Source organism: Streptodolium elevatio (genome assembly GCF_053592165.1).
In genome coordinates, this window is sequence record NZ_JBSFVE010000019.1 from 119,084 (window position 1) to 144,824 (window position 25,741).

A 25,741-nucleotide genomic window follows, 5' to 3' on the forward strand; every position below is an offset into this window, starting at 1 on the left:
CAAGTGACCGCCGAAGGTTGGGGATGACCGCGCACACCACCGTAGAGACGGCCGAGCCGACCGGAGGGCAGCCCCGCCCCCTGAGCGACCGTCTGCCCCGACCGTGGGCGTTCCCACTGCTGGCGTACGCCTCCACGTGGATCCTCACTCTCGGCGTGTGGGCGTGGCTCGGCGACCGCAATGTGCGGTACGTGCCTTCGGTCGAGCGCCGCAAGTACCACGGTTGGGAACTGCACTTCATCTTCAAGGACGCGTCGAACTACCTCGACATCGCCCGCTTCGGCTACCCGGACCAACTGCCGCTGGACGCCGACGGTTCGGTGAAGGCCAACAACACGGCCTTCTTCCCGCTGCTGCCGATGATCGTCAAGGCGGTCGCGGTGCCGCTGGGCGGACGCTACGTCCTCGCCGCGCTGATCGTCTCCGTGGTGCTGGGCGCGGCCAGTGCCTACGCCGTGTGGAAGCTCGCCGACCACCTGCGCGGCCGCCGCGTCGCGGACCGCGCGGTGCTGCTGTACTGCCTCTTCCCCGGCGCGTTCGTCTTCGGCTTCCTGTACGCCGAGTCGCTGGCCGCGCTGCTCGCGGCGTTCTGCCTGCTCGCGCTGCTGCGCAAGCAGTGGGTGCTCGCGGGGGCGCTGGCGGGTATCGGCACCGCGGTGCGGCCGAACATGGTCATGTTGTGCGCCGCCTGTGCGGTCGCGGCCGGGATCGCGATCCACCGCGACCGGGAATGGAAGGCGCTGTGGGCGCCGTTGCTGTCGCCGATCGGCGGGGCGGCGTACCTGCTGTGGGGCACGCTCAGGTACGACGACGCGCGGTTCTGGTTCAAGACCCAGGACCAGGGGTGGGACCAGCACACCGACTGGGGCGTCAACACGGTCAAGCGCGTGTTGTGGCTCGACCCCGCGGTGCGCGCCGAGCCGGCCCAGAACCTGATGCACACCGTGTTCTTCGTGCTCGCGGTCGTCGGCGTGGTCTGGCTGCTGCGCGAGAAGTTCCCGCCCGCGGTCACCGTGTTCACGCTCGGCATCCTGCTGCTGTCCTTCACGGCCTCCGCGCAGGGCAGCAAACCGCGCTTCGTGTGGACCGCGTTCCCGATGTTCATCGCCGCGGCGACCCGGCTGCGCGGACGCACCTTGGTGGTCGTCCTGGCGTTGTTCGCCGCCGGGTTCGTGTGGCTCGCCGGCTGGTCGCCCCTGCACTACGGCCGCGGCGCCCCGTAGGCCCACGCGGAACCGGAGGCCGCGGACCCGGGTTGCGGAGGGGGTGGCCGCGGGTGGCGAGCGCGGGAAAACGGGGTGACTGCGGACGAGTTCGCCGGGTAGACAAGATGGGCCGAGCACGTCGCAGCCCGACGGGCGGCCCTTCCCGCGCGTTGCGGTGATCACACCTCCGGGATCGCAGGGCGCGTAAAACGGATGGCGCGCACATGCCCGCGACCTGTTGGATTGTCGATTGTGCCCGGCCCGGATCCCGTCATGGTCTGGACCAATAGCGGGCTATTCGACATGCAAAGCGATCACTTCGCCAACCGGCTGATTGTTTCCTTGACACCTTGCGCAGACGCGATACATCGTGTCCGGTGAGAAGGCTCGCGACATATCGCGTTTGTGGGGGCTAGATGAAGAGTTGGAAGGCGCTATCCGCACTGCCATGCGGACGCCGAAGCAAATGGGTCGTGTTCGTCGGTTGGATCGTGATCATCTTCGCGCTCTTCCCGTTGGCGGGGAAGCTCTCCGGAGCGCAGGACAACGAGATGTCCGCGTGGCTGCCCGGCAGCGCCGAGTCCACCAAGGTGGTCGAGGAGCAGAAGGACTTCCGCGAGGACACGATCGCGAACGCCAATGAGATCTACTACCGTCCTGGCGGTCTGTCCGACGACGACCGCAAGGCGATCGCGGACGACCAGGCGCAGTACGTCAACGTCGAGGGCGTGGCGAGCGAGACGCTGGACGTCCAGTACAGCGGCGACAACACCACGGCACAGATCGAGATCCCGATCGCGATCAAGGACGGCGGTTGGGAGGACCTCAACGAAGCCGTCAAGGAGATCCGCAAGGTCGCGGACGAGGGCGCACCCGCGGGCCTCGAGGCGTACACCGCGGGTCCGGCCGGCATCGGCGCCGACCAGGCCGCCGCGTTCGAGGGCATCGACGGCGCACTGCTCATGATCACCATGGGCGTCGTCATCGTCATCCTGCTGCTGACGTACCGCTCGCCGGTGCTGTGGTTCGTGCCGCTCATCTCCGCGGTGTTCGCGATGTTCGCCGCGTGGGCGGTCGTCTATCTCGCGACCAAGGCCGGCATCACCGTCAACGGCCAGAGCTACGCGGTGCTCAACATCATGATCTTCGGAGCCGGGACGGACTACGCCCTGCTCCTGATCGCGCGTTACCGCGAGGAACTGCGCAACTACGAGGACCGCCACGAGGCGATGGCACACGCGCTGCACCGCGCGGGCCCCGCCATCATCGCGAGCGCCGCCACGGTGGCGCTGAGCATGCTGGTCCTGCTGGCCGCCGAGATGAACTCCACGCAGGGCCTCGGCCCGGTGTGCGCCATCGGTATCGCGGTCGGCCTGCTGGTCATGACCACGCTGCTGCCGGCCCTGCTGGTCATCTTCGGACGCTGGGCGTTCTGGCCCAAGATTCCGCACGTCGGCACCGAGCAGTCGCACAAGAACAGCGTCTGGACCCGGGTGGGCGCACTCATCGAGCGGCGTTCGCGCTCGGTGTGGGTGGTCACCGCGGTCGTGCTCGCGGCGTTCTCGATGGGCCTCATGGGCCTCAAGGCCTCCGGCGTCGAGTTCAAGGACCAGTTCACCAGCAAGCCCGAGTCGATCAAGGGCATGGAGATCGCGGCGAAGTCCTTCGCGCTCGGCTCCGGCGACCCGATCGTCGTCATCGGCAACGAGGCCCAGCAGAAGCCGCTGATCGACGCCATCCAGGCCACCCAGGGCATCGCGCCCGAAGGGGTCGCCCCGGCCGGGCCGCCGAAGAACGGCAAGGTCGAGCTGTACGCGACCACGTCGGACGGCCCGGACACCGAGGCCGCCCGCAAGACGGTGGAGCGCGTACGCGATGCGGTGCACGGCCTGCCGGGTGCCGACGCCAAGGTCGGCGGCGGACCCGCGATGGCGCTGGACATGGAGAAGGCGTCCGAACACGACGACAAGGTCATCATTCCGCTGATCCTGCTCGCCGTGCTGATCGTGCTGTGCATTCTGCTCCGCTCGATCCTGGCGCCGGTGATCCTCATCGCCACCGTGGTGCTGTCGTTCGCGGCGGCGCTGGGCATCAGCTCGCTGGTGTTCAACCACGTGTTCGGGTTCGCGGGCATGGACGTCGGCATGCCGCTGTTCATCTTCGTGTTCCTGGTCGCCCTGGGCATCGACTACAACATCTTCCTCATGCACCGGGTGCGCGAGGAAGCGTTGAAGCGCGGTACCCGCAAGGGCGCGATCGTGGGCCTGGAGGCGACCGGCGGCGTCATCACCTCGGCCGGCCTGGTGCTGGCCGCGACGTTCGCGGTGTTCACCACGATGCCGCTCGTCACCTTCGTGGAGATGGGCTTCGCGGTGGCGCTCGGCGTCCTGCTCGACACGTTCATCGTCCGCTCGGTCCTGGTGACCGCGCTGACGCACGACATCGGGCAGAAGATCTGGTGGCCGAGCAAGCTCGCCAAGAACCCCGAGGCGACCGAGCACAGCGGCGCGGACGGGACCGACGGCCCCGGCCGCGAGCGCGACGAGGCACTGGTCTGACACCGGTCTGAACACCGGTCCGATGGCCGAAACGCCGCGGGTCGGAACGTACCGACTGAACAAACAGCACTGAACGCACTAATCGCACGGCCGCTGACGCTGAGTCAGCGGCCGTGCGGCACAGGGCGCGTGATCGTCCAAGATGTGAATCTTGGTCTATCGCGCGCCCCTTTGCGTGACATACACTCCCCATCCCCGTCAGGCCGCTTCGTGTCACCGGACATGTACGAACGTGCGCGGCACGCAACTCCTGTGTCCTGGACCGGTAACCGCTGTCCCCGTCCCGTAGCGACGCCGCCGGAGCCGTCGCCACTCTGGTTCCAGCCCGCCGGACGACCCCGTGGAAGTCCGGCGGACCGCGGGACCCCGCGTGCCGACCCGAGGGGGGGACGGCATGTGGGGAGCATCCCGGCAAGGGCGGTCTCACCCCCAGGAGACCGCCCTTGGCATGTGCGCTCAGGTCGGGGGTCCGGGGTCCGAGGGCCGGGGGCAAGGCCGAGACAAGGGCCACGGGCCGGGGCTGCGGTCCGAAGCTCCGAAGAGCGGCCTCAGCCGCCGACGCTCCACCAGGACGTCGTGTGGGCGGGCAGGACATGGCTTCCGTCCGGAGCACCGTCGACCGGCCCGCTGGATTCCAGCAGGGCGCCGATCGGCGGCACCACGACCGGGGCGTCCGTCAGGTTGGCGAAGCACACGAACCCGGGGCTGCGCTCGAACGCCAACGTGCCTTCCGGCGACCGAAGCCACGTCAGCACCCCGTCGCCGCCCAGGGCCGGGTGTTCACGGCGCAGACGCAGGGCACGCCGGTACATGCTCAGCGTCGACGCGGGATCTTTCGCCTGCGCCTCCGCGGTCAGCGCACGCCATCCGGCAGGCTGCGGCAGCCACGACCGCCCACTCGGCGAGAACCCGAGCGACGCCCCGTCGTCCGACCACGGCAGCGGTACGCGGCACCCGTCGCGCCCCCGCAACGTTCCGCCGGACCGCAGGAACACCGGGTCCTGCCGCAGCTCGTCCGGCAGGTCCACGACCTCTTCGAGCCCCAACTCCTCGCCCTGGTACAGGTACACCGAGCCGGGCAGCGCGAGTTCGAGGAGCAGGGCCGCGAGCGCGCGGTCCAGCCCACCGAGGCGCGTCGGCGCCCGCGGTACGTCGTGGTTGGCCAGCACCCACGTCGGCGGCGCACCCACCTTGTGGGCGGAGTCGAGCGACGCGTCGACCACGCGCCGGATCCGTTCGGCGTCCCAACCCGCCATCAGATAAGGGAAGTTGAACGCCTGGTGCAGTTCGTCGGGACGGGTGTACGCGGCCAGCCGGTCCGGATTCGGCACCCACGCCTCGGCGACCGCGATCCGTTCGCCGGCGTACTCGTCCAGGACGCGCCGCCAACCGCGGTAGACGTCGTGCACCTCGGGCTGGTCCCAGTAGGGGAGCCGGTGGTGCATGCGGCCCTCCCAGCCTTGCGGGATGGCACCGGCGTCCGGCAGGCCGACCGCCTTCATCAGGCCGTGCGCGACGTCGATGCGGAAGCCGTCCACACCGCGGTCGAGCCAGTGCCGCAGGATCGACAGGTACTCGGAACGCACTTCCAGATTGCGCCAGTTCAGGTCCGGCTGCTCGGGCGCGTACAAGTGCAGGTACCACTGGCCGGGGCTGCCGTCGGTCTCGCGCACGCGGGTCCACGCCGGACCGCCGAACTGCGAGGTCCAGTCGTTGGGAGGCTCGCCGCCGTCCGGCCCGCGGCCGTCGCGGAACAGGTAGCGGGAGCGCTCGCACGAGCCGGGCGGGGACGCGAGTGCGGCCCGGAACCAGGCGTGTTCGTGGGACGTGTGGTTCGGGACGATGTCGATGACGACGCGCAGCCCCAGCCCGTGGGCGCGCTCCACCAACCGGTCGAAGTCCGCGAGAGTGCCGAACACCGGGTCCACGCCCCGCGGATCGGCGACGTCGTAGCCGGCGTCGGCCATCGGCGACGGGTAGAACGGGCTGAGCCACACGGCGTCGACACCGAGATCGCGCAGATGCGGCAGCCGTTCGACGATGCCGGGCAGGTCGCCCACTCCGTCGCCGTCGGAGTCCGCGAAGCTGCGCGGGTACACCTGGTAGAAGACCGCGTCGCGCCACCACGCCGGCTCACGCGCCGGAGCGCGCGGCGTACGGGCGCCGTCCCTGCGGTGGTCGTGGCGATCGTCCTGCTGCCCGGTCACATCCACGTGCGGTCACCACCTCCGCAGACTCCCCGAACGCGGGGTCACTCCGGCCGGTTTACTTCGGTCACTACTCCGCCTGGTTCACCATCGACTCCGCGGCGTACACCAAGTAGTCCCACAGTTGCGCGCGGTGGGCCTCGGCCAGCGCGAGTTCGTCGACGGCGGTCCGCATGTGCCGCAACCACGCGTCGCGGGCGGCCGGCGTCACCGCGAACGGCGCGTGCCGCATGCGGAGTCGGGGGTGGCCGCGCGAATCGCTGTACGTGCGCGGGCCGCCCCAGTACTGCATCAGGAACAGCCGCAGGCGCTCCTCGGCGCCCGCGAGGTCCTCTTCGGGATACATGGGCCGCAGCAGCGGGTCGGCGCGTACGCCCTCGTAGAAGCGGTGCACCAGCTTGACGAAGGTCTCCTCGCCGCCCACCGCGTCGTAGAAGGAGGGGGACTGATCCGCCGTCGATTCGCTCACCGCACCATCCTCGCAGATGGGCACCGGCCGGCGGAGGGGTCGCACACAACCCGCGCGCGGGAGAACAGCCCCGGGAAAACCGGATCGGGCGCCCGCCCCGGGCCTCCGCACTGCGCCGCGCGCAACCCGCAGCTTCCCGTTCGCACCCGGGTTTGCACCCGGCCAGGCCACGTCGAAGCCGCTATATGCGGGCGTACGGCGGGGGACGGGGTCGTGCGTCCGGGGTGGGCGTCAGGGGGTCGGCGGGGGTGCCGCCGGGGGTGCCGCCGCCGGGGGTGCCGCGGGCTCGGCGGCGGGGGCCGCGGCCGCGGCTGTCGCGTCGACCGGGGGGATGGCGGTGACGACCGGTTCGGACAGGCGTACGCCGGCCTCGTCGAACGCGCGCTTGAGCCGGGCCCGCAACTCGCGTGCCACCGGCAGCTCCTGGCCGGGCATCGTCTTGACCTGCACCTGCAGGACGACCGACTCCGGCGTGACCGACTCCATGCCGATCACCTCGCCCGGGCCCCACACCGTCTCGCTCCACGTCTCGTCGTCGGCGAGCTGCTCGGTCGCGGTGACGATCAGGTCGCGGACCTTGTCGACGTCCTCGCGGTAGCCGACCTGGACGTCGATCTTGGCGGTGCCCCAGCCCTGGCTGTGGTTGCCGACGCGCTTGATCTCGCCGTTGCGCACGTACCAGACCGTGCCGTCGACGTCGCGCAGCTTGGTGATGCGCAGCCCGACCTCGATCACCGTGCCGGACGCCGGGCCCGCGTCCACCAGGTCGCCGACGCCGTACTGGTCCTCGAGGATCATGAACATGCCGGACAGGAAGTCCGTCACGAGGTTGCGCGCACCGAAGCCGATCGCCACGCCCGCGATGCCGGCGCTCGCCAGCAGCGGGGCGAGGTTGACGTTGAGCTCGCTCAGCACCAGCAGTGTGGCGATGCCGAGGATCACGAACGAGGCCATGCTCCGCATGACCGAGCCCACGGTCTCGGCGCGCTGCCTGCGGCGCTCCGCGTTGAGCAGGAACCCGGTCACCGGGCGGCCGCTGCCGTTGGCGCCGTCGTTGGCCATCCGCGCGATCAACTGGGTGATCATCTTGCGGGTGATCGCCCGCACGATGAGCGCGACGATGATGATGACCAGGATGCGGATGGGCGTCACCACGAGGGTCTCGCCGTGCCGGTCGAACCAGCTCGACACCTTGCCGTCCTGCTGTTCGTCGTCGGCGGCGGCGAGCAACATGGCCGGGAGTCCCGGTGCGAACACGTGCGGACCTCTCTGGTGCTGGTGCCGGTCAGGGCTTGCGGACGATCAAGCGCCCGATCGACTGTAGGTCGGCTGTCCGATCGAGTGCCCGATCAGGTGCCCGATCGAGTTCGGTCAGGCACCGGGCGGGTCCCCACCACCGTAACGGCACGCCGCGGAGGTGCCCGTCAGGCCGGTCCACCGGGCGAGAAAGGCCAGAGTGTCGGCCGACAGTTCGACGGCGCGGGTGACGGACCGCTCCGCGTGGCCCACATCGGACTCCGCGCGCAGCAGCACCGGCCGGCTCCCGGCGCCGAACGTCTGCAGCGCCGCGCACATCTTGCGGGCGTGCAGGGGGTCGACGCGGGTGTCCCCCTCGAACACCGTGAACAGCACCGCCGGGTACTCCACGTCCTCGGTGACGTGGTGGTACGGCGAGTACCCCAGCAGCCAGTCCAGTTCCTCGGGCACCTCGACCGTGCCGTACTCGTCGGTCCACAGCCGGCCTAGCCCGGACAGCTCGTAGCGCACCATGTCCAGCAGCGGCGCCGAGCAGACCACCGCCGCGTACAGCTCGGGCCGCTGGGTCAGCGCGGCGCCGACCAGCAGGCCGCCGTTGGAGCCGCCGGAGATGCCGAGGCCGCCGGGCGCCGACCAGCCGCGGGCGAGGAGGTGTTCGGCGGCGGCGTGGAAGTCGTCGAAGACGCGCTGCTTGTGCTCGCGCATGCCCGCGCGGTGCCAGTCCTCGCCCTCCTCGCTGCCGCCGCGCAGGCAGGCGATGGCGTACACGCCGCCGGACTCGACCCAGCTCAGGACGCCGGCGGAGTAGCCGGGGGTCATAGGGATCGCGAAGCCGCCGTAGCCGTACAGGACGGTCGGGCGCGGGACGTCGGGGGCGGACGTCGGGGAGACGACGAACATGCGTACGACGGTGCCGTCCTTGGAGGTGTACTCCTCGACGCTCACGTGTACCTCGGGCACGTCCACGGCGCCCGGGGCGGTCGCCCACACCGAGACCTCGCCGGTACGCGCGTCGTAGCGGCGCACCGCCGACGGCGTGCGGTAGTCCGACCAGCCGAACCACGCCTCGCAGCCGCCCTCCGGCCGCTCGACGAGTGCCCCTATCGAGCCCAGTGCGGTCGCGGACCCGTCCGTGCCGAGCGGGACCGTCCCGGTGCGGGCGCCGGTACGCAGGTCGTGGCGGGACAGCTCGCCCACCGCGTGCCGGGTCCACGCGGCCAGCAGGACCGGGGCGTCGCCCAGTTCGGGGCCGTCGAGGATCGCGTAGTCCTCCAGGACCGCTTCCGGGTCCTCGGGGACCAGCGTCGTCCACGATCCGGGGCCGAGGTCGGCCGCGGCCGGGTCCGTGACGCAGATCCGGCCGCGCGGGGCGTCGAGGTCGGTGAACAGGTACAGGCGCCCGTCGCGCCCGGGGTGCGCGCCGGTCCGCGCGTCGACGCCGATCTGCACGGGCCGCAGTACGGGGGCCTCCGGCGGCCCCGCCGTCAGGTCCGCGATCCACAGGTCGTTGCGCGGCGCCGTGCCCTCGGAGGCGCTGACGACCAGGTGGCGGCCGTCGTGCGAGACCGACACGCGGAAGAACGCGGTCTTGTCCTGGTCGGCCCCGAAGACCTCGACGTCGGCGTCCGGGTCGGTGCCCAGGCGGTGCAGGTAGACGCGGCGGTGGTACTGCCGCTCGTCCTCGGGCACTTGTTCGGGCGGGAGGTTGCGCTGGAGGTAGATGGCCTGCCCGCCGGGCAGCCAGGCGAGCGGCGATTCACGCGTTCGGGTGACCGGGCCGTCGACGGTCTCGCCGGTGGCGAGGTCCATGACGTACAGCTCGGATTCCTCGGTGCCGCCGCGCGACACGCGGTATGCGAGGAGGTCCCCTTCGAGCGAGGGCCGCCAGTCGTCGAGCGTCGTCGTCCCGTCCGGATCCAGCGCGACCGGGTCGACGAGCACCCGTTCGGCCCCGTCCGGACCGACCGTCACGAGGACCGCGTGTTCCTGCTCGGGGAGGCGCCTGCGGAAGAAGCAGCGGTCCCCGCGCCACAAAGGCGCTCCGACGGTGCCGGTGGCCAGAAGGGCGGCCACCCGGTCGCGCAACCGGTCCCTTTCCGGCAGCTCCGACGCCGCTGTGGCGAAAATCTCGGCCTGCGCCCGGGACCATGCCCGGGTGCCCTCTGAAGAGGGGTCCTCAAGCGGCCGAAAAGGGTCCGGAACGGGGCGTCCCGCAAGCACATCGACGGTGTCGGACCGGGGGGCGGGGGGATAGTCCGGGCGCGTCATGCCGGGATCCTAAACCCGCTCCGAGGGACCTACCCACAGGTGAACGGCGTGTGGCCTTGGGGATTCCTTGTAGCGCGAGGGGTAGGCGGGCAGCGACACTGGGAGCCGATCGTCCCGGCGCGAGCCACGTGCCGCAGGCGTAAAAGGAGGCATTACGTGCCGCATTCATTGGTCCTCAACGCGTCGTACGAGCCCTTGTGCGTGGTCTCGGTGCGACGGGCACTCATTCTCGTGCTCAACAACAAGGCCACCTGCCTGGAGGAATCCGGCAGCATTCTGCACAGCGCCACCACAGAGATTCCGGTACCGAGCGTTATTCGATTGACCCGATTTGTCCGAATCCCCTTTCGGGGTCAGGTGCCGCTCACCCGTCGCGCGCTCTTCGCCCGGGACGGTGGTCGTTGCGTGTACTGCGGGGGCGCCGCGACCAGCGTCGACCACGTCATTCCGCGCAGCCGGGGCGGGCAGCACACCTGGGAGAACGTGGTTTCGGCGTGCCGCCGCTGCAACCACGTCAAGAGCGACCGCTACATCGCCGAGCTGGGCTGGCGGATGCACCGCAAGCCGGCGCAGCCGAGCGGGCTGGCCTGGCGCATCATCGGAACCGGCTTCCGTGATCCGCGCTGGGAGCCGTACCTCGCGCCGTACGGGGCGGAGGAGTACGGGTTCGGCCGTTCCGACCACCAGCACCAGCATCAGCATTTCGACCATAGTGCTCGCAAGGGGCACTACGGCCAGTACGAAACCTACGATCAAGCCGCAAGCGCATAACGGCGGCGGGCCCTGCCGGACGAGGCAGAAGGTCCGCCGCCGTTGCCGTCTCCGAAGGGGTGCTCCGCACAGGTCGGCGCGCCCCTTCGGGCGACGCGCGCACGGAACAGCCCCGCCGGAGGCGTCTCAGGTGCGATGCTCGCTGAATGGAGCGCACGAGCACGGAGGACAAGGCCGCGGCCGGGCCGGTCACCGGTGACCTGGCCAGACTCGCGGGGGCGTACGGCGTCGCGACCGAGCACCACGGCTGGCGCGGCGACGTCGTCTACGCCGACGAGGCCACGGTCCGTGCGGTCCTCGCCGCCCTCGGCGTCGACGCCGAGACCCCCGAAGCAGTGCAGGCCGCGCTCGCGGCACACGAGCTGACGCGACGTCAGCGTCTGCTTCCCCCGGTCATCGTGACCCGCGCCGGCCGGTCCGAGACCTTCTCGGTGCACACCGAGCCCGGTGCCCGCCTCGAACTGTGGGTCGAGCAGGAGGACGGCGGGGTCCGCCGCGACCTCGCCGAACGCTCCCGCCACCTGCCGCCCGCGGTGGACGGCCAGGTTGTCCAGGAGCGGGCGTACGCCCTGCCGGTCGACCTCCCGCTCGGCTGGCACACCCTGCACGCCCGCGTGCTGTCCGCCGACGACGTGCCGCTCGGCTCCGGCGGCGTACCCGGCGCCCGCACCGACGAACGCCTCGCCAGCGCCCCGCTCGCGGTGACCCCCGCACACCTGGCGCCGCCCTCGGGACGCTCCTGGGGATTCATGGTGCAGCTGTACTCGCTGCTGTCGCGACGCTCGTGGGGCATCGGAGACCTCGTCGACCTCGCGGACCTGGCCGGCTGGTCGGCGCGCCGGCACGGCGCCGGGTTCGTGCTGGTCAACCCGCTGCATGCGGCGTCGCCGGTGGCGCCGGTCGAACCCTCGCCCTACCTCCCGGTCAGCCGCCGCTTCACCGACCCGATGTACGTGCGTGTCGAAGCAGTGCCGGAGTACGCGTACCTCAGCCCTGTCGAACACGCCGTCGCCGAGGAACTGCGGCTGCGCACCGGCGACTTGGAACACGCCGCTACCGACACCGCCACCGGCACGACGACCGCCACCGTCGTGGGGGCGAGGACGCCCGGCGCGGACGGCTCGCCGCCGGGAGCCGCGGACATCGCCGACATCGCCGACACCGGAGCCCGCGGCTCCGGCGAGCGCCTGGACCGCGACCGCGTGCGCGCCGCCAAGCGCGAGGCGCTGGCGATGGTGCACCGGGTGCCGCGCAGTCCGGGGCGCGAGGCGGCGTACCGCGCCTTCCTCGCCACCGAGGGACGCTGGCTCGACGACCACGCCACGTGGTGCGCGCTCGTCGAGGAGTACGGCCCGAACTGGCACGACTGGCCCGAGGAACTGCACGACCCCGACGGCCCCGGCGTCCGCGAGGCACGCCGCCGCCTGTCCGCCGCCGTCGACTTCCACCGCTGGTGCCAGTGGATCGCCGACGGGCAACTCGCCGACGCGCAGCGCACCGCGCGCGACTCGGGCATGCCGCTCGGCGTCGTGCACGACCTCGCGGTCGGCGTGCACCCCGACGGTTCGGACGCGTGGATCCTCGGTTCCGGCCGCGGCGGCGAGGTCCTGGCCCTCGGTGCCTCGGGCGGCGCACCCCCGGACGCCATGAACGCCTTCGGCCAGGACTGGAGCCAGCCGCCCTGGCACCCGGTGCGGCTCGCCGAGGCCGGGTACGCCCCCTACCGCGAACTCCTGCGCGCCGTCTTCCGCAACGCGGGTGCGGTCCGCGTCGACCACATCCTCGGCCTGTTCCGCTTCTGGTGGATCCCGCGCGGCAATCGCCCCGACCGGGGGGCGTACGTCCGCTACGACCACGAGGCGATGGTCGGCATCCTCGCCCTGGAGGCACACCGCGCGGGCGCCGTCGTGGTCGGCGAGGACCTGGGCACCGTCGAGCCGTGGGTGCGCGACTACCTGCGGGAGCGCGGCGTCCTGGGGACGTCGGTCCTGTGGTTCGAGCAGAACGACGCGGGCCCGATGCCGCCCGAGGACTGGCGTGCGCTGTCCCTCGCCACCGTCACCACCCACGACCTGCCGCCCACCGCGGCCCGGCTCGCCGGCGAACACGTCGACCTGTGGGCGGAGTTGGAACTGCTGGCCACCGACCTCGACAGTGCCCGGGCGGAAGCGGACCGGGACCGCGACGCGTGGCTCGACCTGCTGCGCTCCCGAGGGCTGCTGCGGCCGGGGGCGGGGGAGCGGGAGACGGTGGAGGCGCTGCACCGCCTTCTCGTGCGGGCGCCCTGCCGGATGATCGGCGTCTGGCTGCCGGACGCGGTGGGGGACCGCCGTCCGCAGAACCTCCCGGGAACCTCACGGGAGTACCCCAACTGGCTCCTGCCGGTGGCCGATTCGGCGGGCCGGAAGGTGCTGCTCGAAGACCTCACCGCGAGTGCGCGGGCGGCCTCGCTCGCCAGGGTGCTGCGCGGCCTGTGACCCGACGGCCGTGCGGCACCCCGGACAAGGCCTACGGGTTCTTGTTGCCGCCCTTGCGCATGATGTCGGGAAGCGACACCAGGAACGCGATCACCGCGAAGAGCAGGATCGGCAGCCCGACGAAGTAGCCGAGCGTCTCGCCGATGCTCAGACCGGGGCCCGGGTCGTCGCCGTCGTCCCGCGTCAGGGCGAACGCCGGGGACGAGATGAGCAGCATGAGCGTTACGCCGGCCGCGACCGTGCCGGCACGCAGTGCATTCCTGTTGACCACGGTCCTACCGTACTCGCCGCCGTACCGCACCGCCCCACCGGGGGAGCCGCGAGAGTGACGCGTCGCCCCCGCGCGGCCGGCGGTTCCCGTCGGGTCCGCGGATCCGCCCGAAGCGGCTTCGCTTCGAGGCTGATCCGCGGTCCCCGACGGTCCCCGCCGAGCTCCGCCGACTCGTCCGGTCTCGGACCGGCGCGTCCTGTCGACGCGTCAGGTCCCGCCGAAGCGTCGGGGCCGGCCCGGCCGATCCGGGCTACGCCGAGGCGCGGTCCTTCTCCTGGGCCCGCAGCGCCCGGGCGACGCCGTCGCGGCTCTCGACCACGAGGCGGCGCAGCGCCGGCACCCGGTCCGCCGCGTCGAGCCACGCGTCGGTGCGGTCGAGGGTCGCCTGCGAGACCTGGATGGACGGGTAGAAGCCCATCACGATCATCTGGGCGATCTCGTTGGTGCGCTGCTCCCAGATCCCGGCGATCGCCTCGAAGTAGCGCTCCGTGTACGCCGCGAGCAGTTCGCGCTGGTCCGGCTGCAGGAACCCGCCGATGACCGCGCCCTGCGTGGCGTTCGGCAGGGTGTCCGACTCGACGACCGAGGCCCACGCTTCGTCTTTTGCCGCACGCGTCGGCCGCGCCGCCAGGCAGGCCGCCGCGTGCCGCGCGCCCGCGGCCGTGTCGTCGCGCCGGCGCTCGGCCTCGATGGCGTCGGCGTCCGCCGCGCCGACCGCGACCAGGCGCTGCAGCAGCGCCCAGCGCAGGTCGGTGTCGACCGCGAGGCCGTCCACCGTTCCGGTGCCGTCGAGCAGCCCATTGAGCAGCGCGATCTGGTCGTCGGTGACCGCCACCGTGGCCAGGCAGCGCGCCCAGGCGAGCTGGTGGTCGCTGCCGGGTGCCGAGGAACGCAGGTGGCCGAGTGCCGCCTCCGCCAGGCGGGCGAGCCCGGTGGGCCGCCACTCCGGGGCGGCGTACAGTTCGAGCGCGCTGATCAGCTGGCGGTGCAGCGAGCCGACGATGTTGATGTCCTTCTCCTGCCCGATACCGGACAGCACCAGGGTCAGGTAGTCGCGCGTCGCCATCTCCGCGTCGCGCGTCATGTCCCAGGCCGCCGCCCAGCACAGCGCGCGCGGCAGCGGGTCGGCGAACTCGCCGATCGCCGACGTCACCACCGCGAGTGAGTGCTCGTCGAGGCGGATCTTGCAGTACGTCAGGTCGTCGTCGTTCAGCAGCACGACGTCGGGCCGGGTCCGGCCGACGAGTTCGGCGACCTCGGTACGCGGCCCGGAGACGTCCAGCTCGACCCGGTGGGAGCGTACGAGCCCCTCCGACGTGCGGTTGTAGAAGCCGATCGCCATGCGGTGCGTGCGGATGGTCGGCCACGTCTCCGGCGCTTCCTGGAGCACCGCGAAGGACGTGATGGTGCCCGAGTCGTCGACGGTGATCTCGGGGCGGACCGTGTTGATGCCGGCCGTCTGCAGCCACTCGGCCGACCACGCGGACAGGTCGCGGCCGGAGGTCTCCTCCAGGGCGGTCAGCAGGTCGGCGAGCGTCGTGTTGCCCCACGCGTGCCGCTTGAAGTAGGTGCGGACACCGGCCATGAACTGGTCGCTGCCGACGTACGCGACGAGCTGCTTGAGCACCGAGGCGCCCTTGGCGTACGTGATGCCGTCGAAGTTGACCTCGACGTCCTCCAGGTCCCGGATGTCCGCGAAGATCGGGTGCGTGGACGGGAGTTGGTCCTGCCGGTAGGCCCACGTCTTCATGCGGTTGCCGAACGTCGCCCACGCGTGCTTCCAGCGCGTGACCTCCGCCTGGCAGCGGATCGACGCGTACGTGGCGAACGACTCGTTGAGCCACAGGTCGTCCCACCACTGCATGGTGACGAGGTCGCCGAACCACATGTGCGCGAGCTCGTGCAGGATGGTCTCCGCGCGCACCTCGTACGACGCGTCGGTCACCTTCGACCGGAAGACGTAGTCCTCCAGGATCGTCACGCAGCCCGCGTTCTCCATCGCGCCCGCGTTGTACTCCGGCACGAAGAGCTGGTCGTACTTCGCGAACGGGTAGGGAAAGTCGAACTGTTCGAGGAAGTAGTCGAAGCCCTGCTTCGTCACGTCGAAGATGTTGTCGGCGTCCAGGAACTCGGCGAGCGACGCGCGGCAGAAGACCCCCAGCGGCACGACCGTGCCGTCCGCGGCCGTGTAGGAGTCGCGGACCGCGTGGTAGTGCCCGGCGACCAGGGCCGTGATGTACGTCGAGATCCGCGGCGTCGGCGCGAACCGCCACACCGCCGTCCCGTTGCCCTCCAGCGCCGGGATGGGGGCGGGCGTCGGCGAGTTGCCGATGACCTGCCAGTCTTGCGGCGCGGAGATGCTGAAGGCGAACGACGCCTTCAGATCCGGCTGCTCGAAGTTGGCGAACACGCGGCGCGCGTCGGCGACCTCGAACTGCGTGTAGAGGTAGGTCTTCGAGTCGACCGGGTCGACGAACCGGTGCAGGCCCTCGCCGGTGTTCATGTACGCGCACGAGGCGACGACGCGCAGTTCGTTCTCCGCGGCCAGACCGTCCAGCCGGATGCGGCTGTCCGCGAAGACCTTCGCCGGGTCGAGTTCGGTGCCGTTGAGGGTCACCGAGTCGACCGACGGCGCGACCAGGTCGATGAACGTCGAGGCGCCGGGCTCGGCGCAGGAGAACCGCACGGTCGTCTCGGACGCGAACGTCGGACCGGTGCCGGTCAGGTCGAGTGCGACGTCGTAGGTGTCGACGGTGAGGATCCGGGCCCGCTCGCGGGCTTCTTCACGGGTGAGGTTGGTACCGGGCACGCCGGTCGTCTCCTTTGCGGTCGGTGGATCGGTGCGGAGGTCAGGCGGAGCGCCCGGCGGACGCGTCCTTGGCCCGGGCCCGCAGCGCCCGGGCGGCGTCGTCGCGGCGCTCCACGACCAGACGGCGCAGGGCCGGGGCCCGTCGGTCGTCGGCGAGCCAGTCGTCGGTACGCCGCAGCAGCTCCGGCGAAACGTCCCACATCGGATAGAGCCCCACCACGATGCGCCGGGCGATCTCGATCGAGCGCTCGGCCCACACGCGGTCGAGCGCCGCGAAGTAGGGCTCGGTGTACGGCGCGAGGTTCGCGGGCGCGGACGTGCGGTTGAAGCCCCGGATGACGGCGTCGACCATGGCGTTCGGCAGTTCGTCCGACTCCACGACCGAGCGCCACGCCTCCGCGTTGGCCTCGGGCGAGTCGACGGCCGCGCGGCAGGCCGCGGCGTGCTGGCGCCCCGCGGCGGTGTCGTCGCCGGCCAGCACCGAGTCGATGTCGGTCGCGTCGGCGAACCCCTCGACCGCGAGTGTCTCGGTGATGAGCCAGGTCAGCTCCTTGTCGACGACCAGGCCCTCGACCTCGTCGTCGCCCGCCACGAGAGACCGCAGGAACTCCAGTCCCTCCTGCCCGGCCGCGGTACGCCCGAAGCAGCGCGCCCACGCGAGCTGGTGGTCGCTGCCCGGTTCGGCGGCCCGCAGTTCGCGCAGCGCCCCGGCGGCGAGCCGGGCGCGGCCCTCGGCACGCCACCCCGGGTCGGCGTAGTGCTCGAGCGCCGACTCGGCCTGCTCCAGCACCATCTGCACGACCGCGATGCGCGACTCGCCCGACGCGTGGCGCAGCACCAGGTCCACGAACTCCCTGGCGGGCAGCTCGGCGTCGCGGGCGAGGTTCCACATCGCCGACCAGATGAGCGCGCGGGCGAGGGAGTCGTCCACGTCCGACAGACGGGCGAGCGCGGTCGCGGCCGACACGTCGTCGAAAGCGATCTTGCAGTAGGTCAGGTCGTCGTCGTTGAGCAGGATCAGCGCGGACCGGGTGTGGCCGACCAACTCGGGGACCTCGGTGCGCGGCCCGGTCACGTCGACCTCGACGCGCCGCACCCGGGCCAGGCGCCCCGAGCCGGCGTCGTCGAAGCAGCCGATCGCGATGCGGTGCGGGCGCGGCGGCTCGCCCTCCTGGCGTACCGCGAAGGACGTGATCACGCCGTCCGGGTCCACCTCGACCTCCGGCACGAGGCGGTTCATGCCGGTGGTCTCCAGCCACGCCTTGGACCACGTCGACAGGTCGCGTCCGCTGGACGCCTCCAGGGCGGAAAGCAGGTCCTCCAGGCCGGTGTTGCCGTACGCGTGCCGCGCGAAGTACTGCCGCGAGCCCGCGTAGAACGCGTCCTTGCCGACGTACGCGACCAGTTGCTTGAGGACCGAGGCGCCCTTGGCGTACGTGATGCCGTCGAAGTTGAGCATCGCGTCCTCGAGGTCGCGGATGTCGGCGACGACCGGGTGCGTGGTGGGGAGTTGGTCCTGCCGGTAGGCCCACGCCTTGCGGCGGATGGCGAAGGACACCCACGAGTCCTCGTACTCGGTGGCCTCGGCGACGGCCGCGGTGCCCATGTAGTCGGCGAACGACTCCTTGAGCCACAGGTCGTCCCACCAGGTCATGGTGACCAGGTCGCCGAACCACATGTGGGCCATCTCGTGCAGCACGGTGTTGGCGCGGCCTTCGTACGCCGCCTCGGTCACCTTGGAGCGGAAGACGTACTCGTCGCGGAAGGTGACGCAGCCGGGGTTCTCCATCGCGCCGATGTTGTACTCCGGTACGAACACCTGGTCGTACTTGCCGAACGGGTACGGCAGCGCGAAGCGGTCCGCCCGGTGGAAGAACGCGAACCCGGCCTTGGTCTGCCCGATCAGCCGTTCCACGTCGAGGTGTTCGGCGAGCGAGGCGCGGCACAGCAGACCCAGCGGGACGGTCACGCCGTCGCCCTCGTAGACGTCGCGTACGACGTGGTAGGTGCCGGCCGCGATCGCGGTGATGTACGTGGAGATGCGCTCGGTCGGCACGAACCGCCACCGCGCGACCCCGGCACGGACCGGCTCGCGGGACGCCTCGGGGGCGTTCGACACGACGGTCCACTCCTCGGGGGCGTCCACCGTGAACGTGAACGATGCCTTCAGGTCCGGCTGTTCGAAGTTGACGTATAGCCGCCGGGCGTCGGCGGGCTCGAAGTGCGTGTACGTGTAGACGCCGCCGTCCACCGGATCCTCGAAGCGGTGCAGCCCCTGGCCGGTCCGGCTGTAGGCGCACGTCGCGACGACCCGCAGCTCGTTCTCCGCCGCCAGCCCGTCGAGCGCCACGCGCACGCCGTCGAAGACCTGCGCGGGATCGAGGGCGCGCCCGTTCAGGGTCACCTCGTGCACCTCGGGCGCCAGCAGGTCGGCGAAGGTCGCGGCGCCCGGCTCCGCGCAGGTGAACCGGATCACCGTCTCGGACCGGAACGTGGTCGGCCCGGTCGTCAGGTCGAGGGCGATGTCGTACGCCTCGACGCCGATCAGCCGGGCCCGCTCGCGGGCCTCGTCGCGCGTCAGGTTCCTACCGGGCACGGGTCACGCTCCCTTTGTCTCCGCTTGTCCCCGCGATCCTTTCACGGCGGTGCGGATCGGCGGGGTCGTTGCGGAATGGCGCGCGCGGGGGCGGGGTTGCACGGTTGAGGGGCGGATACCACCCGCCATTGTGAAGCGGAAGGATCGCATCTTGACGACCGTGGAGCGCGACCAAGCGCACTTCTGGTTCGACCCGCTGTGCCCGTGGGCCTGGATGACCTCGCGCTGGATCCTCGAGGTCGAGAAGGTGCGTCCCATCGACGTCACCTGGCACGTCATGAGCCTGTCGGTGCTCAACGAGAACCGGGACGACATCCCGGAGCAGTACAAGGAGATGCTGCAGCGCGGCTGGGGCCCGGTGCGCGTGTGCATCGCCGCCGAGCAGAAGCACGGCAACGAGGCGCTGCTGCCGCTCTACACCGCGCTGGGCAACCGGCGGCACCCGGGCGGCCGGGACTACGACCGGGCGACGATCGAGGAGGCCTTGGAGGAGGCCGGGCTGCCCAAGGACCTCGCGGACGCCGCGGACTCCACCGACTACGACGAGGCGCTGCGCGAGTCGCACAAGCAGGGCATCACCCTTGTGGGTGAAGACGTCGGTACGCCGGTCGTGTCCGTCAACGGCGTGGCGTTCTTCGGCCCGGTGGTGACCCCGGCTCCCAAGGGCGAGGCCGCGGGCCGACTGTGGGACGGCTGCGTGCTGGTCGCGGGCACGCCGGGCTTCTACGAGCTCAAGCGCACGCGCACCGAAGGCCCCATCTTCGACTGAGGACGGGCAGCGGGGCGCAGCGCCGAGGGGCCGCGAGGCGGAAAGACATTACGCCTCGCGGCCCCTGCGTACGCCGGCGGATGCATGCCATGCTCGGACGCGGCGACACCATGAAGCACCCGTACAACAGATCGTGACATAAGCCAATAAACTGGACAGATGACCGCGCCTGAACGCTCCAGACCCCTGGTACGCACGGCCCGCCGCGGCCGACCGGACCCGCGTACGCCCAACGGCAACGCGCCGTTCGGGTCGCGACGTCCGGGTGTCCGCGACCGGGCGTTCTCGGTGGCCCTGCGTCCCACCACGGTGGTCTGGCGCGTCGTCGGTCTGCGGCACAGTGCCGCCACACTGCGGCACTACTACGGGCGTACCGGCGCCGACCTCACGGTCGACCCCGAAGGCCCGCTCGGCACCGCGCCCTTTCGGCGCGTCGCGGACCGGCACCTGGCGGAGTGGCGGGACTTGGCCCTTGCCCGTTGGCGCGAGAGCGGGGGCACGGAGCGCGAGTTCGACGTGACGACGAACTGGCACGGTGTGCGGATCGGCCGGGGGGACCACCTGGACTGGTGGCTGGCGCTGCGCGGTCTGCAGTACCGCATCACCGGACGGCTCGACATCGCGGCGGACGACGGCGAGGACGCCGCGCGGGGCGACGTGGCGGCCGCCGCCGGTCCCGCGGTCCGGGTGGTCTACGAGGTCGAGATCTACAAGGACTGGGGATTCGACAAGGGCGAGGACGAGTACGGCCTGTCGTTCACCCCGTTGGCCCGCCTGCACGAGGCAGGGCTGGCCCGCGAGTACTCCGTGGTCGGCCGCAGCAGGCCGCTCGTCTGGACGTCGCCGTCGGACTGAGCGGACGGACGCGGGTTCAGGCGCGGGCTGGGTGTTGCCCCGGCGAGGGACTGTGCGACGGGTGGCGTTCAAGCGCTCAAGCGCTCAAGCGTTCAAAGGTGTGCGGTTCCCGTCGACTCCCGTGCCCGCTCTAAGGTTGGGCGCAGCGAAACGACCCCGCGCGATTGGCGCGCGCGGGGTCGTTTCCGGCCTGACTGAAGCTGACGTGGGAAGACGATCAGTTCGAAAGGCCCCGGAGGTCACGTCCCTCCGGAATCTGCGGTGCGTACCGCGCAGTTGCGCGGCTGTGCCGTTACGAGGGCGTCGGTCGCCGGCTGCTCAGACGAGCGCGCCGGCCGCCTTCGCCTTGCCGAAGCGGGCGGCGACGTCCTGCCAGTTGACGATCTTCCACATGGCGTCGACGAAGTCCGGCTTGACGTTCTTGTACTGCAGGTAGAACGCGTGCTCCCAGGCGTCGAACACCAGCAGCGGGACCGCGCCCTGGCCGATGTTGCCCTGATGGTCGTACACCTGCTCGACGATCAGGCGCTGACCCAGCGGCTCCCACGCCAGCACGCCCCAGCCCGAACCCTGGGTCGTGGCGGTGGCCTTGGTGAGCTGGTTCTTGAACTTGTCGAAGCCGCCGAGGTGCTCCTCGATGGCCTCGCGGAGCTCGCCCTCGGCGCCGTCCTTGCCGGGCTCGCCGCCGCCGTCACCGGACATGTTCGTCCAGTAGATCGAGTGCAGCACGTGTCCGGCCAGGTGGAACGCGAGCGTGCGCTCGAGTCCGACGATGCCGCCGAGCTGGTCCTTGTCCCGCGCCTCGGCGAGCTGTTCGAGCGTGTCGTTCGCGCCCTTGACGTACGCCGCGTGGTGCTTGTCGTGGTGCAGCTCGATGATCTGGCCGCTGATGACGGGCTCCAGCGCCGCGTAGTCGTACGGGAGCTCGGGCAAGGTGTAGGTCATCAGTTCCTCCGAGGCGTTTTCAATTGCAAGTTACTTGCAATTGAAGATCCTACGCAAGAAACCTATTCCCGCCCCGGAGGGGTGACCTCGCGGCGCGCCGGACGTAGCGTTCCCGGAGACGTGGGCAACGACGCAGCAAACGCAGCAACGACGTAGCAGTGACGTAGCAGTGACGTAGCAGTGGGGCCAGTGGAGAAGGGGTGCCCGGCATGACACAGCAGGCGGAGACCACGGGGGCCGCGACGTCCGGACACGGGACGGCGGTCACGGTGCACGACGCCATCCACATCGGCGGCGCGTGGGTGCCCTCGACGGGCAGCGGCGTCATCGAGGTGGTCGACCCGGTCACCGAGACCGTGCACGCGACCGTCCCCGAAGGCACGCCGGAGGATGTGGACCGTGCGGTCGCCGCGGCCCGCCGCGCCTTCCCCGGGTGGGCCGCGACGCCGCCCGCGGAGCGCGCCGCGGCCCTGGCCAAGGTCCGTGACCTGCTCGCCGAGCGCACCGGCGAGATGGCCGAGGCGGTGACCCGGGACATCGGCGCGCCCGGTCCGCTGGCTCAGCGCGTGCACGTCGGCCTGCCCATCGGCGTGCTGGGCACGTACGTGCGCCTCGCGGAGGAGTTCGTGTGGGAGGAGCGCATCGGCAACTCGCTTGTGGTGCGCGAACCCGTCGGTGTGGTCGGCGCGATCACGCCCTGGAACTTCCCGCTGCACCAGATCACCAACAAGCTCGGGCCTGCGCTCGCGGCGGGCTGCACGGTGGTGCTCAAGCCCAGCGAGGTGGCGCCGTCGGCGGCGTACGTCTTCATGGAGATCCTGGACGCGGCCGGCATCCCGGCGGGCGTCGTCAACCTGGTGTCCGGGACCGGGCCCGTCGTCGGCGAGGCGATCGCGTCGCATCCGGGCGTCGACATGGTCTCGTTCACCGGGTCGACACGTGCCGGTACGCGGGTCGCCGCGCTCGCCGCGCCGACCGTCAAGCGCGTGGCGCTGGAGCTGGGCGGCAAGTCGGCGAACGTGATCCTGCCCGGGGCCGACCTGGAGGCCGCGGTCCGGGCCGGGGTCAACGGCGCGTACCTCAACTCGGGGCAGGCCTGCAACGCGCTGACCCGCATGCTCGTGCACCGCGACGACCACGACCGCGCCGTGGAGTTGGCGGCCGAGGCCGCGGGCGCGCTGGACGGCAAGCTCGGCCCGCTCGTGTCGTCCGTGCAGTTCGAGCGCGTGCAGGGCTACATCGAACGCGGCGTCGAAGAGGGCGCCGTCCTCGCGACCGGCGGCCCCGGGCGTCCGGACGGCGTGGACGCGGGCTACTTCGTGCGTCCGACGGTCTTCGCCAACGTGTCCAACGACATGGCCGTCGCCCGCGAGGAGATCTTCGGACCGGTCCTGTCGATCCTGCCCTACGACGACGAGGCCGACGCCGAGCGCATCGCCAACGACACGTCGTACGGCCTCGGCGGCGCGGTGTGGGCAGCCACGCAGGAAGAGGGCCTCGCCTTCGCCCGCCGGATCCGAACCGGCCAGGTGGACGTGAACGGCGGCGCCTTCAACCCCCTTGCCCCGTTCGGCGGTTACAAGCAGTCGGGCAACGGCCGCGAGCTGGGCCGGTACGGCCTGGAGGAGTACCTGGAGATCAAGTCGATCCAGCTCTGAGCTCCGCCGGGTTCCCCTGAGTTCGGACGAGTTCATCTGAATTCGGCCGCAATCCGCTGAGTTCCGCTGACTTCCGCCGAGTTCTGCCGAACTGTGCCGACGGGCGCACGAGGCAGGTTGTGCGATGCCCGACAACGAACCGTGCGCTTCGTTGTCGGGCACCGGCATGAACGGTCGTTAACGCGTTCGGTACGTTCGCCTGGTCCCGCAACTGAACCTTGAGTGTGGAGTCCTCGTGAGCACTGCCCTGCCCGGCACGTCCCTGCCGGTACTCGCCGACCTCGTCCCCGCCCGCGCGTTCCGCGGCGCGACCGTGCGCGACGCCGCCCTCGTCGTCGGCGCCGCCGGATTCGTCGGCCTCGCCGCCCAGCTCTCGGTGCCCGTTCCCGGCTCGCCCGTCCCGGTCACCGGCCAGACCTTCGCCGTGCTCCTCGTCGGCACCGCGCTCGGTGCGTGGCGCGGCCTCGCCGCGATGGCGCTGTACCTCGCGGCCGGCGCCGCGGGGATGCCGTGGTTCGCGGAGGGCACCTCCGGCACCGGCATGCCGACCCTCGGCTACGTCATCGGCTTCGTGTTCGCCGCAGGCCTCGCGGGGACGCTGGCCCGCCGCGGCGCCGACCGCGGACCGCTGGGCACCGCGGCGGTCATGCTGCTCGGCAACGCGGTCATCTACGCCGTGGGTCTGTCGTACCTCGCGCACGACCTGGGCATCAGCCTGTCGCAGGCGTACGAAATCGGCATGGAGAAGTACCTGTTCGGGGACGCCCTCAAGATCGCCCTGGCGATGGGGCTGCTGCCCGCCGCATGGCGACTGGCCGGCCGCCGAGGCTGAACCACCGGGTCGGCCGCCGCTGTTGAGCCGAGGGGCGGCGGCCGCCCCAGCACCTGGCGGCGGCCGAGCGGACCCCGCGATGTGAGATCCGGCCGAGAGCCTGAGAGACTGCCCCCATGCGTGTTTACCTCGGCTCCGACCACGCCGGCTACGACCTCAAGAAGCACCTCATCGAGTGGCTGAACGCCAACGGCCACGAGGCCGTCGACGTCGGCCCGGCCGTCCAGGCGGAGGCGTACGACTACCCCGTCTTCTGCCTGCGCGCCGGCGAGGCCGTCGCCAAGGACCCCGGCTCGCTCGGCGTGGTGATCGGCGGATCCGGCAACGGCGAGCAGATCGCCGCCAACAAGGTCAAGGGCATCCGTGCCGCCCTCGTGTGGCGCGAGGACATCGCCGCGCTCGCCCGCGAGCACAACAACGCCAACGTCATCAGCCTGGGTGCGCGCATGCACACCGAGGACGAGGCCGCCAAGTTCCTGCAGGTGTTCCTCGACACGCCGTTCTCCGACGCGCCGCGGCACATCAAGCGCATCGACCAGATGAGCGCGTACGAGACCACCGGCGAGCTTCCGCCGCTGCCGTAGCCGGTCCGCCGCGGGCCGACCCTCGCCCGACGGCGCCGCCCGACACGTCCCTCCCACGACCCTCACGCGCGGCCCGGCCGCAGGTGTTCCGCACCTGTGACCGGGCCGTCGGCGTTGCCGTGCCCGGGAACTGCCCGGGACTGTGCCGGACTGCCCGGGACTGTCCGGGACTACCCAGGGACGAAAGGCCCGTCCGGATTGTCGGTGCGGTCGGCTAACTTTGCCGGTGCGGGTCCGCCCGACCGCCCCGCGCGGACGCCGCGCCGCCGATCTGCCGCCGCCCGTTTCCGAAAGGGGAGTACGTGCCCGAGGGCCACACGATCCACCGCCTCGCCGCTGAGCACACCGAGCGCTTCGCCGGCCGCGAGGTCGCGCTGTCCAGCCCGCAGGGCCGGTTCGCCGATGCCGCCGCCCTGCTCGACGGCTCCGAGCTGGTCGGTGCCGAGGCGCACGGCAAGCACCTGTTCCTGGAGTTCCCCGGCGAGCGCTGGATCCACGTGCACCTCGGCATAGCTGGGGTGTTCCGCTTCGGCGAGTTCCCCGCGGGCGGCGAGCCCGGTCCGGTGGTCGGCGTCGTGCGCCTGCGCATGGTCGGCGAGGACGGCTGGGCCGACCTGCGGGGCCCCAACACTTGCGAGATCGTGACCCTCGCGCAGAAGAACGCGCTGCACGCCCGCCTCGGCCCCGACCCGCTGCGTCCCGACGCCGACCCGGACGAGGCCTGGCACCGCATCTCGCGCAGCGGCAAGCCGATCGCCGAACTGCTCATGGACCAGAAGGTGTTGGCCGGAGTCGGCAACGTCTACCGGGCCGAGGCGCTGTTCCGCGCCCGCCTCGATCCGCACCGCGAGGGCCGCCTCGTCAAGCGCCGCGTGTGGGACGCGATCTGGGCGGACCTCGTCGAGCTGATGGCCGAGGGTGTACGCGTCAACCGCATCGACACCGTCCGTCCCGAGCACACACCCGAGGCCATGGGCCGCGAGCCGCGCAAGGACGACCACGGCGGCGAGGTGTACGTCTACCGCCGCACCGGCATGCCGTGCCTGGTGTGCACCACCAAGGTGCGCATCGAGGAGCTGGCCGGACGCAACCTCTTCTGGTGTCCCAAGTGCCAGCCCAAGGCCCGGCGTCGGGCCGCGAAGACCGTGCTGCCGGGCACGGCAGCCGCCACCCTGGGTACGTCGGCTGCCACCCCGGGCACGGCCGCCGT

The 25,741-nt window shown here is 71.3% G+C and carries 16 protein-coding genes and 2 pseudogenes; 10 read left to right on the forward strand and 8 right to left on the reverse strand.

Annotated features, from left to right (window positions below):
• Positions 1-23 precede the first annotated feature (23 nt).
• Complete coding sequence (locus tag ACWD12_RS29985; RefSeq protein ID WP_450102179.1) at positions 24-1,223, forward strand: glycosyltransferase family 39 protein; 1,200 nt, start codon at positions 24-26, stop codon at positions 1,221-1,223.
• A 455-nt stretch (positions 1,224-1,678) separates the two neighbouring features.
• The gene (locus ACWD12_RS29990; protein WP_450102180.1) at positions 1,679-3,763 is read left to right on the forward strand and encodes an MMPL family transporter; all 2,085 of its coding nucleotides are present in this window, start codon (positions 1,679-1,681) and stop codon (positions 3,761-3,763) included.
• 548 nt (positions 3,764-4,311) lie between these two features.
• Here ACWD12_RS29990 and ACWD12_RS29995 read toward each other — a convergent pair.
• The 4 genes from ACWD12_RS29995 to ACWD12_RS30010 form a co-directional block, all read right to left on the reverse strand.
• Positions 4,312-5,976: a glycoside hydrolase family 13 protein gene (locus ACWD12_RS29995; RefSeq protein WP_450102181.1), complete on the reverse strand. Its 1,665-nt coding sequence runs from the start codon at positions 5,974-5,976 to the stop codon at positions 4,312-4,314.
• 64 nt (positions 5,977-6,040) lie between these two features.
• Positions 6,041-6,439 (reverse strand): globin, encoded by a 399-nt coding sequence (locus tag ACWD12_RS30000; RefSeq protein WP_450102182.1) that lies wholly within the window; start codon positions 6,437-6,439, stop codon positions 6,041-6,043.
• A gap of 231 nt (positions 6,440-6,670) precedes the next feature.
• Positions 6,671-7,672 (reverse strand): mechanosensitive ion channel family protein, encoded by a 1,002-nt coding sequence (locus tag ACWD12_RS30005; protein ID WP_450102216.1) that lies wholly within the window; start codon positions 7,670-7,672, stop codon positions 6,671-6,673.
• 138 nt (positions 7,673-7,810) lie between these two features.
• Positions 7,811-9,964, reverse strand: coding sequence for a prolyl oligopeptidase family serine peptidase (locus ACWD12_RS30010; protein WP_450102183.1), 2,154 nt, complete (start codon positions 9,962-9,964; stop codon positions 7,811-7,813).
• Positions 9,965-10,120: 156 nt separating this feature from the next.
• Between ACWD12_RS30010 and ACWD12_RS30015 the strand changes: the two are divergent.
• Both ACWD12_RS30015 and malQ read left to right on the forward strand, forming a co-directional pair.
• A pseudogene (locus ACWD12_RS30015) lies at positions 10,121-10,624 on the forward strand (HNH endonuclease); the annotation flags it as partial.
• A 257-nt stretch (positions 10,625-10,881) separates the two neighbouring features.
• Positions 10,882-13,212: a 4-alpha-glucanotransferase gene (gene malQ / locus ACWD12_RS30020; RefSeq protein ID WP_450102184.1), complete on the forward strand. Its 2,331-nt coding sequence runs from the start codon at positions 10,882-10,884 to the stop codon at positions 13,210-13,212.
• Between the two features lie 31 nt (positions 13,213-13,243).
• On the opposite strand, the gene ACWD12_RS30025 is transcribed toward malQ, so the two are convergent.
• The 3 genes from ACWD12_RS30025 to pepN (ACWD12_RS30035) form a co-directional block, all read right to left on the reverse strand.
• Positions 13,244-13,429, reverse strand: coding sequence for a hypothetical protein (locus ACWD12_RS30025; RefSeq protein ID WP_358349459.1), 186 nt, complete (start codon positions 13,427-13,429; stop codon positions 13,244-13,246).
• A 304-nt stretch (positions 13,430-13,733) separates the two neighbouring features.
• Entirely contained in the window at positions 13,734-16,292 is a 2,559-nt protein-coding gene (gene pepN, locus ACWD12_RS30030) for an aminopeptidase N (RefSeq protein WP_450102185.1), read from the reverse strand.
• Positions 16,293-16,332: 40 nt separating this feature from the next.
• Complete coding sequence (pepN, locus tag ACWD12_RS30035; RefSeq protein ID WP_450102186.1) at positions 16,333-18,888, reverse strand: aminopeptidase N; 2,556 nt, start codon at positions 18,886-18,888, stop codon at positions 16,333-16,335.
• 151 nt (positions 18,889-19,039) lie between these two features.
• Here pepN (ACWD12_RS30035) and ACWD12_RS30040 point away from each other — a divergent pair, with 151 nt between their 5' ends.
• Together ACWD12_RS30040 and ACWD12_RS30045 are read left to right on the forward strand one after the other, a co-directional pair.
• Positions 19,040-19,657 (forward strand): mycothiol-dependent nitroreductase Rv2466c family protein, encoded by a 618-nt coding sequence (locus ACWD12_RS30040; RefSeq protein WP_358349428.1) that lies wholly within the window; start codon positions 19,040-19,042, stop codon positions 19,655-19,657.
• Between the two features lie 159 nt (positions 19,658-19,816).
• Positions 19,817-20,512, forward strand: a complete 696-nt coding sequence (locus ACWD12_RS30045; RefSeq protein WP_450102187.1) for a hypothetical protein — start codon at positions 19,817-19,819, stop codon at positions 20,510-20,512.
• A 318-nt stretch (positions 20,513-20,830) separates the two neighbouring features.
• Here ACWD12_RS30045 and ACWD12_RS30050 read toward each other — a convergent pair whose 3' ends face one another.
• Positions 20,831-21,460 (reverse strand): superoxide dismutase, encoded by a 630-nt coding sequence (locus ACWD12_RS30050; RefSeq protein ID WP_358349461.1) that lies wholly within the window; start codon positions 21,458-21,460, stop codon positions 20,831-20,833.
• Positions 21,461-21,666: 206 nt separating this feature from the next.
• On the opposite strand from ACWD12_RS30050, the gene ACWD12_RS30055 reads away from it, so the two are divergent.
• From ACWD12_RS30055 to ACWD12_RS30070, 4 genes and pseudogenes are all read left to right on the forward strand, one after another.
• Positions 21,667-23,115 carry an aldehyde dehydrogenase family protein gene (locus ACWD12_RS30055; protein ID WP_450102188.1) on the forward strand — a complete coding sequence of 483 codons (1,449 nt, stop codon included), beginning with the start codon at positions 21,667-21,669 and terminating at the stop codon, positions 23,113-23,115.
• Between the two features lie 235 nt (positions 23,116-23,350).
• On the forward strand, positions 23,351-23,947 hold the full coding sequence (locus ACWD12_RS30060) for a biotin transporter BioY (RefSeq protein WP_358349436.1): 597 nt from the start codon (positions 23,351-23,353) through the stop codon (positions 23,945-23,947).
• 116 nt (positions 23,948-24,063) lie between these two features.
• Positions 24,064-24,531, forward strand: a complete 468-nt coding sequence (locus ACWD12_RS30065) for a ribose-5-phosphate isomerase (protein ID WP_358349438.1) — start codon at positions 24,064-24,066, stop codon at positions 24,529-24,531.
• 302 nt (positions 24,532-24,833) lie between these two features.
• Positions 24,834-25,655 (forward strand): annotated as a pseudogene (locus tag ACWD12_RS30070) (Fpg/Nei family DNA glycosylase); the annotation flags it as partial.
• Positions 25,656-25,741 lie beyond the last annotated feature (86 nt).